Source organism: Parapedobacter sp. GCM10030251, assembly GCF_042666505.1.
GTDB lineage: Bacteria > Bacteroidota > Bacteroidia > Sphingobacteriales > Sphingobacteriaceae > Parapedobacter.
This window is the reverse complement of the sequence record NZ_JBHTDN010000004.1, coordinates 587047-599523: the sequence shown is the minus strand read 5'-3', so window position 1 is coordinate 599523 and position 12477 is coordinate 587047. Positions and strand designations below refer to the sequence as shown.

General features: G+C 49.6%; 10 protein-coding genes. 4 read left to right on the top strand and 6 right to left on the bottom strand.

The genetic code is table 11. From position 1 onward, the window contains the following. Positions 1-4: 4 nt before the first annotated feature. From ACFQRK_RS14770 to ACFQRK_RS14760, 3 genes are read right to left on the bottom strand one after another with little or no spacing between them, the layout of a single operon-like run. On the bottom strand, positions 5-1261 hold the full coding sequence (locus ACFQRK_RS14770) for a BACON domain-containing protein (protein WP_379007998.1): 1257 nt from the start codon (positions 1259-1261) through the stop codon (positions 5-7). A gap of 39 nt (positions 1262-1300) precedes the next feature. Then, complete coding sequence (locus tag ACFQRK_RS14765; RefSeq protein ID WP_379007996.1) at positions 1301-3088, bottom strand: RagB/SusD family nutrient uptake outer membrane protein; 1788 nt, start codon at positions 3086-3088, stop codon at positions 1301-1303. A 14-nt stretch (positions 3089-3102) separates the two neighbouring features. Beyond that, positions 3103-6336: a SusC/RagA family TonB-linked outer membrane protein gene (locus ACFQRK_RS14760; RefSeq protein WP_379007994.1), complete on the bottom strand. Its 3234-nt coding sequence runs from the start codon at positions 6334-6336 to the stop codon at positions 3103-3105. Positions 6337-6696: 360 nt separating this feature from the next. On the opposite strand from ACFQRK_RS14760, the gene ACFQRK_RS14755 reads away from it, so the two are divergent. Further along, on the top strand, positions 6697-7461 hold the full coding sequence (locus ACFQRK_RS14755) for a DeoR/GlpR family DNA-binding transcription regulator (RefSeq protein WP_379007992.1): 765 nt from the start codon (positions 6697-6699) through the stop codon (positions 7459-7461). Here ACFQRK_RS14755 and ACFQRK_RS14750 read toward each other — a convergent pair. Then, positions 7458-7808, bottom strand: coding sequence for a hypothetical protein (locus tag ACFQRK_RS14750; RefSeq protein WP_379007990.1), 351 nt, complete (start codon positions 7806-7808; stop codon positions 7458-7460). The genes ACFQRK_RS14755 and ACFQRK_RS14750 overlap by 4 nt on opposite strands. A 94-nt stretch (positions 7809-7902) precedes the next feature. Here ACFQRK_RS14750 and ACFQRK_RS14745 point away from each other — a divergent pair, with 94 nt between their 5' ends. Continuing rightward, positions 7903-9084 (top strand): glycosyltransferase, encoded by a 1182-nt coding sequence (locus tag ACFQRK_RS14745; RefSeq protein ID WP_379007988.1) that lies wholly within the window; start codon positions 7903-7905, stop codon positions 9082-9084. Positions 9085-9100: 16 nt separating this feature from the next. Here the strand turns inward: ACFQRK_RS14745 and ACFQRK_RS14740 are convergent, their stop codons facing one another. Beyond that, complete coding sequence (locus ACFQRK_RS14740; protein ID WP_379007986.1) at positions 9101-10336, bottom strand: dipeptidase; 1236 nt, start codon at positions 10334-10336, stop codon at positions 9101-9103. A 115-nt stretch (positions 10337-10451) separates the two neighbouring features. On the opposite strand from ACFQRK_RS14740, the gene ACFQRK_RS14735 reads away from it, so the two are divergent. Together ACFQRK_RS14735 and ACFQRK_RS14730 are read left to right on the top strand one after the other, a co-directional pair. Then, entirely contained in the window at positions 10452-11006 is a 555-nt protein-coding gene (locus tag ACFQRK_RS14735) for a TetR/AcrR family transcriptional regulator (RefSeq protein WP_379007984.1), read from the top strand. Between the two features lie 30 nt (positions 11007-11036). Then, entirely contained in the window at positions 11037-11945 is a 909-nt protein-coding gene (locus ACFQRK_RS14730; RefSeq protein WP_379007981.1) for an NAD(P)/FAD-dependent oxidoreductase, read from the top strand. A 9-nt stretch (positions 11946-11954) separates the two neighbouring features. On the opposite strand, the gene ACFQRK_RS14725 is transcribed toward ACFQRK_RS14730, so the two are convergent. Continuing rightward, entirely contained in the window at positions 11955-12476 is a 522-nt protein-coding gene (locus ACFQRK_RS14725) for an NADPH-dependent FMN reductase (RefSeq protein ID WP_379007979.1), read from the bottom strand. Position 12477 lies beyond the last annotated feature (1 nt).

The window sequence follows — 12477 nt, the reverse complement described above, 5'->3', positions numbered from 1 at the left end:
CTAATTAATCTGTCGATTTTCTCACCACGATATCATCCAGCATAAACCGGTTATTCCCCTGCGCTTTGGCCCGGAATTCGATAACGGTTTCCGGAGTAGCGCCCCGAACGATGAAGGTCATCTCTTGCCAGCTTGGTGTCAGATCGATCTCCATCCCTTCGATTTCGGATGTCCCGCCGTTGGCAACCTTGATGATCAATTTAGCGTTCTGATCGGCCGTAGCATTTTCGCTCCAACGGGCCGTCTTAAAGGTAACACGGATATCATCGGTACCCTCGATACCGTTCAACGGCGGTGTCGCCAAGTATCCGTCGGTGCTACCGGCCGTGCCAATCTTTGGGTAACCGGGGCGTTCATACACGCGCATACCTGTCCAGCCTTCCAATCCGCGCTGCACCACAAAGCTCGGATGCATGGTGTTGAAATAATCGCCGGTTCCATCGGTATTCGGTGTTCCGCTGGTTGCAAGCTGCGGATTTTCGGGGAGCACGCGCTTTCCATCGACCGTCGGCCAATCGCCTACCAGGTGCAGACCAGGGGCCTTACCCACATGGTCACCCCCCAGCACGAACGCATCAAAATGTTGCGCTAGGTAAACCACATTACCGGGATCGGTCGCATGCACACGCGATTCAAGCGAAACAGACAACCCCAGAAGTTCGACGGTGACGGTAATAGCACCGTCTGCCTGCGGCATTCCTTCAAGCGGTACTTCCAGTGTTCCCGTTTCTTCGGAAAGCTGAATGGTCAACTCAGATGCATGAATGCCTTCAGCGCCCGGCCCGGCAAGCGAGACAGATACCGCAATCTCCTCATCAACGACCCCTTTGGTGTAGGGTATTGCGATTGCCGCACCTTCTAGTTCTATTCCTTTGACCAAAGTCTTATTCAACGCCGGTTCACCGAGTACCATATGCCCCTCCGCTTGAGCCAAATCAACGTAGATTGTACCGCCTGCAGCATTGATGGCTACCCGTCCCGTACGCGCATCGCCCATATTCCGCTTTACCGCCACGGTCACCACTTCACGCGCTTCACCGTCGCCCCTACCCGAAGCAGGGGTTAACGTGACCCAGTCAGCGTCCTCGGCAGATACACTCCAGTCGCCATTCGTACAAACGGTAAATGTTTGAGTCGAGGCAGCATACCCAAAAGCCAAGTTATCGGTACTCCGCAATACAAACGGCAGCTCAGCTTTGGAACAGGCGCCGAAATATGCCAGGGACACCAACAGGATCAAGTTCCTAATTAATCTTTTCATAACTAATCTAATCAGTTCATTTCTGTTACATCTCATTGTTTATTCCCATCCCGGATTTTGTCCCAATGCGGGATTCACCTGTAGGGCGCTCGTAGGTATCGGCCGCAGGTATTTCCGATCTGCCCATTTCCGTCCCTGGCTGAAGCCAAATTCGAGATTACCACGGTTGCCTTCGGATAAGCGATACGTCGATCCTACCACCACATAGGCAACCCCCGGTATACGTTCGTTGGCAGGCGGCTCCGCATCCACCACGCTCAAGTCCATGGTCCCGTCTCCATTCAGGTCGTACACCTCGCCTTTCTCCGGGATGTAGATGCCTTGCCAGGTGTTCTCAAGCAACGGTCCCATGCGCCAACGCATGATATCGTCATAGCGAACATTTTCGAAAGCCAGTTCCACACCGCGTTCACGGCGCACTTCCAGAATCCATCGGTCGGTCGTCTGGTTCAGAAAATACGCGGCAAGGTATGGGTCATGGCTTACGGGCGCAGCGCCGTTGACGCCGGCCCGTTCGCGCAACAGCCGGATCGAGCGGTTCCATTCAACATCCGTCATTTCGCCTAGTTCGGCTTTGGCTTCCGCGTAATTGAGTAATACTTCCGCAAAACGGAACATGGGAACCGAATTATTGGACGTCGCCAAGCCTACGTGTGCATCGTCATCAATTGCCCACTTAATGGGCTGATATCCCGTCGATGTAAGCGCAAAATTCGGCGCATCTCTTCGTACGGTGCCACTGATACGGCGGGTGTACGCGGGTGAAATCACGGTTTGTTCCAATCGACGGTCCCGGTTTTCAAACACCTCCCGGTAGGTATTCTCCTCGTAGCCTGGTTGGTCAGTATAACGGCTTCCATCCAGCATTAAGTACTGGTTGACGAACGACTGCGTCAAGGACCAATTGTTCCCGAAAGACGCTGAAAAAAGCTTCCAGGTCATGGAATGCATCCGCACATCGGTTTTGAATGCCAGTCCCAGGATCACCTCAGTCGTATTTAAACTTTCTGAGGTAAAGAGCGAGCGGTACTGCGTCCCGACGTTTGCCGGGTTATGCACCAGGCGATAAGGGCCCGTCGTCATCAGCTCCTCGGCAGCATTGGCCGCTTCCCGGAGGAAATCAGGGGCTGTCGCTTCCAACCCCAATGTTGTATGATACTTGCGATACGTACCTTCAAATAAACAAACCCTCGACTTAAATGCTAACGCCACCCACTTGTTGATCAAGGTCGAAGAGCGCACGTAGCGATCTTCAGCCGAACAATTCGCCGCGGCAAAGTTCAAATCTTCCAAGACTTTTCCCATGACGAATTCACGCGAGTCGCGCGGCTTATTGAGCAGTTCTTCATCCGCTACATCAATCTCGGCTTCATACCAGGGGACGTCGCCAAACGTGCGGACCATATGGTAATAAAAATAAGCCCGCCAGAAATGTCCCACGCCTTCGTAATGCCGATAGGTTTCGTCAGACACATTGTCTTTTGCCTTGGGTAGGTTATCCAAGAAATAGTTCACATTACGCAACTCCGACCAAGTTCCGCTTGCTCCGCTGGACCATCCTCCTTGCTCGTCGGGGCCCCAGTTATCACCGATCAGGAATTGTGTGGAAGTCCGCGTTGCAATATTATCCGCGTACTGGTCGCCCCAAGCCAGTGTTTCTTCGTCGGGCATGTGCCGTTGCAAAAAACCGTTGGTATAAAGGACCAGGTCGTTTTCGGTTTGCATAAATTCTCCGGAACCAATTTCGTTTTCCGGGTTTCTCGTTAAAAACTTTTCACAGGACGACAGCAAAAAGAGTCCCGCTGCTAAGATATATACTCGTTTCATTGTTCTGTTTTCCGTTAAAAAGTCAAATTAATTCCCACTGTATACGTATTGAGCATGGGGTAGCCGTATCCATCGCCATCGGTACCCGACGTCGACCGGAAATCGGTATCGCCCGCCAGAATTACCTCGGGGTCAAAGTTGCGTGTCACGCGGAACATCGGAGACCACGTATACAGGTTTTCACCCGCCACGTAGAGGCTCAATGCCTGCAAGCCCAACTTTGAGCAAAGGCGTTGATCAAACGCGTAGTTTAGCTGTAGGTTTTTTAACCGTACGTATGCAGCATTCTGCAGGTAACGATCGTTCGTAACGGTCATGCTGCGGTTAGCGTTTAGCGCAAGATAACCCCGGTAACGCGGCCAATAGGCATCTGCATTCTGGTTTTCTTCTGTCCATACATTGTCACCGGTATGCATGTTAAGCATGTACCCGTAGGGCCGGTTATACTGTCCCCAGAAATATGCCGACTCTTTAGCCGGATACCAATGACGCTGCCCAACCCCTTGGATAAAAGCCACCAGCCCGATCCGGTTCCACGAGAAGTTCAGATTCAGCCCAAACTGGTATCTAGGCGTAGAATTGCCGATTATGGTGCGGTCGCCCGGATCTCCCACCGTGTTTGCACCAGGCGTGATTTCGTTGTCTCCGTTGAGGTCCGCAAATTTCAGGTCTCCCGGTTTTATAATATTGCTTCCCGAAACGATGATACGCGATTGGTCGACGTGATTATCGATATCCTGCTGGTCTCTGAACAAGCCGAGTATACGGTATCCCCAGATTTCGCCGATCTCCATTCCTTCGTAGTAAGTCGACAACAGTTTATTTTCGTTGTTGAATTTGGTTACCCAGCTGCGGCTATCCCATAGCATCGCTTTTACACCGTATTGGAAAGGTTTCCCGGCGATGGTACCCTGGTCTCTCCATTCCACAGATGTTTCCCATCCCTTGGTCTTCAGATCTGCATTGTTTCCTCTCGGCACCGCGGCGCCGAATACGTGCGGAACTTCTGGCCCCACGGTAAACATATCGGTCGTATGGCGTTCGTAATAATCCAGGATTACGCTAAGCCGCCTGTTAAGCACGGTAAAGTCAAGCCCGACGTCGTATGTAGTCGCCTTTTCCCAAGTCAATCCACGTGGGATATTAGCCGGCGCATAGGTATACGTCTGCAGCAGATCATCCAAGATCAGCGACGTACGGCCAATGGGCATGGTTGGCAGATAAAGATACGGGTCTACATTACCATTACCAAGGCCACCTATGGACAGCCGCAGCTTCAAATCGTCCAACCAGCGGCGGTTGCTTTGCATGAAGTTCTCCTCAGCAATGCGCCACGCCAACGAGGCAGATGGGAAAAAGCCCCACTGTTGGTTTGCAGGGAACTTGGAAGTACCGTCATACCGTCCACTTACCTCTACCAGGTATCGATCCTTAAAATTATAGTTACCACGGAAGAAAAGTCCCGCATAAGCCCATTCATAACCACTTTGGTTATTGGTATAAAAATCGCCATCCATCAGTGCAAAACTAGGTTTCGTTGGATAGAGCAATCCGCGGCGATAGGTCTGTATGTCACGCGAACGGCGTTCCTCCATATTCCATCCGACGAGCAGGTTTAGGCGGTGGTTGTCGGTTTCAAACTTCGGAATGTAGTTTGCGGTAGCATTAAACACCATGTACGAATTATCGTAGTTCATATGTTCCAGCGAACTGAACGTATTCCGCGATTTCTTAATCGATGGCCCCGTGTAAAAATCGTACATATTTTCCACCCGCCAGCGCTCTGAATTATTGAACAAATAGGTGAACTCTCCTTTCAGAATCAGTTGTTCCGCTATCGGGGTATATGTCAGTCCGGTGATATTCCGAAGGTCAAACTTGTTATTCTTCTGGTACGATGTGCCCTCCACGAAGCCAGCCCACCCCGTGTAAACGGCCGCCTCGGTCCAGGTACCATCCAGGTTACGCTCCAACGTCATGGGGTATCCTTGGTGTTCGAGCATCCGGGGGATTAACTGACGGTCATACATGACCATCGGCTGGTGGATATTCCGGCGGATAAAATCCATATTATTGTCAAGCACCAACTTCGGCGTTAGCTGAATTTGTCCTTTCGCCCGCACATTGTACTGTTTGTAGTTTTCATTTCCTGCATTGTAAATTCCACCCTGATCAAAATACCGCCCCGATAAGTAATATTTTGCCCGATCGGATCCACCGGACATACTGAGGTTGTGCTCAGTCGAGAGGTTATAATCGCGATACACCACATCAAACCAATTGGTATTACCGAAATACTCGTATTCACCATTGCTATTCACGCGCATCTTCTCCAACGTAGGGTCTGCATCCCGCTTTTGCAACTCGTTGTACCACTCGGTCGAGTATTTGAACACATTATTTATTCCCCCCGGGGGCGTTCCCAAATCCATGCCCTCCATATAGGCACTATACCAGCCGTCGGTCCATTGCAAGCCATTGGTCACGACATTGTCTTCCATTTTTACCAGTCGCTGATGCCGCGACACACCCCCGCTGTAATTAATTCTCGGCTTTCCCTCAGCCGCCTTTTTTGTGGTAATCAACACGACACCGAACGCACCTCTGGCGCCATACACCGCTGCTGAGGAAGCATCTTTCAAAATACTCACGCTTTCCACGTCGTCGGGATTGACGGTGGTCATGTCACCTTCCACTCCGTCGATCAGGATCAGTGCCCCGCCGCCGGCTCCGATACTGCCTGTGCCACGGAGATTGAGGGTCGCACCCCGCGAAGGTTTGCCATCGCGCATCGAGATATTCAATCCCGGCATTGCGCCTTGAAGTGATCGTGAGATGTTCATATTCCCGCGGTTTTGTAATTGTTCGCCGCCGATTTGCTCGACTGCTCCCACCAAATCACGTCGGCGTTGCGTCCCGTAGCCTACCACGACCACTTCATCCAAACTCCGCTGTTCGGGATGAAGCTGCAGCTGTAATGACGGCTGCCCCTCGTAAATTACTTTTTGAGTCTCGTAGCCGACCAGACTGACGGAAATTTCTTCTCCGCGGTGGACATCCAGCGAAAATGTGCCGTCGGCTGCAGACTGTGTTACATGCCCTGAACGGGATGCCTGAATCGTGGCGCCCTCTACCGGGAATCCCTGGTCATCGATAACCCGGCCGCCCAAGCGCACCTGCTGCTGCGCCAGACTTACCTGTGCAGACAACAAAGCAAACAATAACAAATAGTAGATTCGTTTAGTCATTGTGATTTAGCTAATTATTAATTATTTAATGATATATATTGACAAAAAGCAAGCAGAACAGATCTTGGGTTTACCAGCCGGCAGTGCAGTATTGGCATACCCCTTTTATTCCATTAGCTTTCATTGCGATTATTTTTAAAGGTTTATAACATCACAAATTTAACAAAATAAAATATTTAAAAACAAAATAAAATAAAAAATAATAATAAAGTAAACATTTATTAACATAATACTCCTTCAACAGGAAGTGTTTTAACCCGTCTAAAAAACAGCAATCGTTTCATTTATCAAGAAAAATCAATTATCATTGCAAGTAAATACGGTTTCAAGCTGTTAAAATAAATTTAACATTATTTAAACATGAAAAATATCACCAAACGACACCAGTTTATTTTGGAACGTCTTAAAAATAAGGGTCAAATCACAATCCCCGAATTGATAGACCTAACGCAGGTGTCAGGTGTAACGATCCGGAAAGATTTGAAGTTTTTAGAAGATAAGGGACTTATTTTCATTACCCGTGGAGGCGCATCGCTCACCAATCCGTATACCATTGATCGCCCTATTTACGAAAAGGCTACCATCAATGCGGATCAAAAGAAGAAAATTGCTCAGGCCGCGGTCAAACTGATCGGTGAAAACGACGCGATCATCATTGGTTCCGGCACGACCGCATTTGAATTTGCGCACTACCTGCATCCAGTCAAGCCACTTACCGTCATCACTCCTGCAATCAAGGTAACGATGGAACTTTGCAACCGACCGAACGTGGAAGTGCTGCAGCTTGGCGGACTTATCCGTCCTAATTCATCGTCCGTAGCGGGCGCATACGCCGAATATATGCTCGATCGCGTATCATGCGGCGTTCTTTTCATTGGCGTGGATGGCATTGATTTCGATTTCGGCTTCTCGATCAGCAACCTCACCGAAGCCAACATCAACCAAAAAATGATCAATGCCTCGCAGATTATTGTGGTATTGGCCGACAGTTCGAAATTCGGTAAACGCGGCATAGGGAAAATATGCGAATTGGAGCAGGTACAATATGTTGTCACGGACCAAGGGGTTTCCGACAACGTCGTCAAGGAACTTCAGGAGCGGGGCATCAAAGTCATTGTTACCTAATTTTTTCTTTTCACCAGCAAAACTTCTCCGTCTTCCAGGAGCAAATAACCGTATTCATAACAAAATCGGTATTGCAGACCTTTTCCTGTCTCATACATTTCGGTGATGTACTCAAAGTTAAACCCTTCACGCATGAGTGTCTTCCAGGTTACTTTCGTCCTCCCGTCGGTAGTCAGAACTTCGAGAATTTTTCGGTTGCGCTTCAAAATGCTGTTCACCCTGCGTAAGTAGCTATTGTCTTCGCTGTACCGCTTATTGTTATAATTGCCCCGGCACCCGTCGTCGCAAAATTTTTTATCGGCACGCCCCGAAATCGGTCGGCCGCAGTCCAGGCATTTCTTTTCCATAGCAATTGGTTTCGTTTGATATCCGTTTGAAAGATGATGCTTTAAAGATAGGAATTTTCACACATTTTGTAGCTTTGCTTTCTCATCGGCATCCATGCGCATTCTCATTATACACAATCACTATCAAAACCCCGGCGGGGAAGACACCGTCGTTGCCCAAGAAAAGCGCCTACTGGGTGGAACGGAAAACGTAGAACTGGTGACTTTCCACAATCGAAAAGGATGGATGGGTATGTGGCAGACATTTTGGTCCCCCTTGAACATTTGGGCGGCGCAAAAAGTAAAACGTGCCATAAAACGGCACCGCCCGGATATTATCCATATTCACAATTTGCACTATGCGATAGGACCGATTGCCATCCGGATTGCCAAACGGACGGGCATTCCGGTTGTGATGACGCTGCACAATTACCGTCTATTATGTCCATCCGCAACCTTATTCTACGACGGAAAGCTATTTATCGATAGTATCCACAAGGGATTTCCCTGGCGCGCGATCCGCCTGGGTGTCCATAGCCGATCGCGTATTAAAACTTTTTGGTTGGCGCTAACCGTTTGGTTGCATAAAAAAATAGGCACCTGGCAAATGGTGGATCGGTACCTTACGCTTACCGATTTTGCTAAACAGCTGTTTATCCGCTCTTCCTTTGGTTTATCCGCCGAAAAATACGTAACCAAGCCCAACTTTGCCGCAGTCGGTCAAAGCCCGCCGCGACACACTGACCGCCCACAAACAGCCCCTTTTCTATTCATCGGCAGACTCACACCAGAAAAGGGAATAAACGTACTTTTGGAGGCATTTGCGGGCACAGACCTACCCTTGCAGATCGTGGGCGACGGCCCGTTACGGAATGAGGTGATGAAGATTGCTGGCGTCTCCCCGCACATCACTTACTTCGGTGCGCTCGATCAAGCCGCTATTACCCCGTTACTGGCCTCCTGCACGGCCCTTATCTTTCCTTCCATTTGGTACGAGGGCATGCCCATGACCCTACTGGAGGCATTTGCCGCAGGCACACCGGTAATTGTTAGTGACCTAGGAGCCATGCAGTCGATGGTACAAGATGGACAAAACGGGTGGCTTTTTACCCCAGGAGACGCCGAAGCACTGCGGGAAAAAGCAAAATTATGGCTTGCCACGGAAAACGCCTACAGGCATCGCCTGGGGAGCGGAGCCAAGCAGTCTTACGAAAAATTTTATACCGCCGAACGGAACCGGCTGCTGTTGACGGAAATTTATTCGTCGGTCATAGCCTCACATCCACGAAAGCAATAGTCGGTCAACGTTCGGTTCAGTTTAGTTCCTGCGCTACGCGTCGTGCTTCGTTCATAACGCGAAAAAAATTTCCGCTCCAGATTTTCCCTATATCTGCTTCACTATAGCCGCGCTTGACCAATTCATACGTAATATTACCCGCTTCACTGACATCATACATCCCTCTAACACCACCTCCGCCATCCAGATCCGGACCAATGCCTACGTGATCTACGCCAACTAGATCAACAATATGGTCGATGTGGTCTACGACTTGCTGTAGCGTGGCCAGCACGATTGGATAACGGTTGTTGATTTCCTGCAATGCCATGCGCCTTTCTTCCCGCTGTATGTCCGTCAGCTCGTTCACACGTGGATATTTTGCATGGAGCGCCTTCATCGCAGCCGTACGCTTCGGATTGTCACTTTTTAGATAACCGCTGTACATATTCATCTGGATGACCCCTCCTTTCGCCGCTAATGCCTTGATCATCTCGTCTGACAAATTGCGCCGATGATGATATATGGCGCGCGCGGAACTGTGGGTAGCGACAATGGGCGCTTTCGACAACGCCAGGCAGTCCCAGAAGGTTTCGTCCGAGACATGCGAAATATCCACCAACATCCCCAACCGGTTCATTTCCTTCACCACTTCTTCACCGAACGGACTTAGCCCCTGATGTTCCGCGCCTGTCGGATCTGTGGATGAGTCACAGATATCGTTGTTGCGCGTATGGCACAACGTCATGTACCGCGCACCCAAATCGTAATACGTTTTCAATAACGAAAGATCTCGACCGATGGCCCATCCATTTTCGATACCGATAAATATCGCTCGCTTCCCTTCTTTTTCCAATACATAAGCGTCTTCCTCCGTGGTAGCAAGACCTGCCAGATCCGGGTGATCGGATACGCTCTTGTGAATAACATCAAACAATAATTTGGCTCGTCTTTTTGCATCCTCATTGCCCGCCTCGGTACGAGGTCCCTGTCCGAGATAGACGGCAAAAAACATCGCATCCAGCCCTCCTTGTCTCATTCGGGGAAAATCAACCCGGGAACCGGTCGTTCGTGGATTATGTGTTTTCGAAAGATCAAAACCTGGATGAGCAACCAGATAGGCAGGGACATCTGCATGGGTATCCAACGTAAGGACTGCGGCATGAATTTCTGCTGCTTTTATCTTAATCGCCGGATCATCATACGTCTGGCCGAAAGCGGCAACGCCCGACAGGGTCATGCTGGCTAACGCAGTAAATGCAATCTCATTCATGAAATAAAGATACGAAAGATCACGCATTAAGAATGCTTGCGGTCCGCATTCGCGAAACGTGACATCAAGATGTCACATTTATGAGAAATTTGTCGTTACTTTGCGACATACTGATATGCGAGATACTAAGCAAAAAATCATTGATGCGGCTATCATCGTTTTTAACGACGATCCATCTGCTGCTTTAGAACGCGTTGCCGACAAGGTACCGGTTACCCGGCGAACCCTTCATCGTTATTTTGTGGACCGAAATGCTTTGCTGACCGCGTGCAGTCTTGACATCCGAAAGCGATGCAGCGAGGCAATGGGCCGGGTATTTCAACAAGCGGCTGACCCGATCGCACAATTGGAGCAGTTACTGTATGCCGCAATAGATTGCGGGGCTAAATACGCGTTTTTCCATAAACTACATAGCAGCGAAGGGCACCAACATCAACACCACAACGATGACTGCGCAACCTACGACAGCATGCAAGCGCGTCTTTTTCAATTCTTCGTTCAGCTACAGGAGTCGGGCATTGCAACCAAACACGTTACGGCGGCATGGATGTGTGATTTTTTCGCGGGTGTAGTCAACACAGCAGTGAAGTCTGTCGCCATGGGCTCAGTTGCTGAACAAAGTCAAAAACAATTTGCTTGGCTCACATTCAGCCGGGGAATTAGGAGTTAGCATTTATTTATTCATTCAATTTAGTTGAGCATGGAAGAAAACAACACGTTTGAAGTCGTTATTGTAGGCGGAAGTTATGCCGGATTAGCCGCAGGGATGGCTCTGGGCCGCTCAATGCGCCGGGTTCTCATCGTCGATGGAGGTAAGCCCTGCAATGCGCAGACCCCTCACTCGCATAACTTTCTCGCCCACGATGGCCATACGCCCGCACACATCTCGGCGGTTGGCCGGGAGCAAGTACTTGCCTACCCTACGATCCATTGGCTCTCAGACGAAGTACGTGATGCAAGCGGCTCGAATCTGGACTTTCAAATTGAAATGGTATCGGGCAAAAAGATAAGCGCCAAAAAACTGTTGTTTGCCACCGGAATCAAGGATCAGCTTCCTGAGATAGAAGGCATCAACGACTGCTGGGGCATCTCCGCCATCCATTGCCCTTATTGCCACGGTTACGAATACCGCGATATGCCAACCGGCCTTCTTATCAACGGAGAAATGGCTTTCGAAAAAGCACGGCTGATTCATCACTGGACAAAGCAGCTAACCGTGTTTACGAACGGCACAAGCACGATCAGCACGACTCAACTGGAGCAACTGGCTGCCCGGGGCATAACCGTGGTGGAAACGCCGGTAAACCGAATTGTGCATACCGATGGATCCTTAAGCCATGTGAAGCTATCGGACGGAACCATGGTGGCTTTGAAAGCACTTTACATTGCCGCGCCCTTTGTGCAGCATTGTCTGATACCCGCAAAGCTGGGCTGCGAGCTCCTGCCAAGTGGACACATCAAAGTGGACGAATTTCAAAAAACCACGGTGCCGGGCGTCTCTGCAGCCGGCGATAACGCAACAAAATTCCGAAGTGTGGCGTCAGCCGTGGCTGCGGGCACCGTCGCCGGTGCTTTTATTAACCACGAGCTGATTACCGAATTGGGCTAGAATAAAATTCTAAAACCGAATAAACTCTTCGATCTGTTCATCCGTAAACCGTACAGTATCCTCCTTATAAAGGCTGCCGTCCGAGTTGAACTCCTGAAAAATGTGGGGAATATGGATCCGTAACGGGAGTACGTTCAGGCGGACATAGTGGCATACGCCGGTAAAATGATCGACTCCTCTTATGTTCCCGTATTTGCCGCTCGAGAGTCCGACCAATGCGGCTTTCTTGTTAAAAAAACTGTCCGGGAATTTGCAGGCATCCACAAACGTTTTCAGGATACCTGGAAAACTTCCGTTATATTCCGGTATGACAAAAATAAACTTCTCGGTAGCCATAACACGATCCTGGTATGGTTGAAACGCATCGCTACGGGTTTTATACATATCTGCCGAGATGAAATCGACCGACAATTCGGCCAGCGAAAGAATATGAGCCGCTACTCCTTTTTCTATCAGCTTTTGCTGATAATATGTGGCCAATTTAAGCGTATTACTATGTGGGCGATTCGTACCGGATATGATGGTAATCATG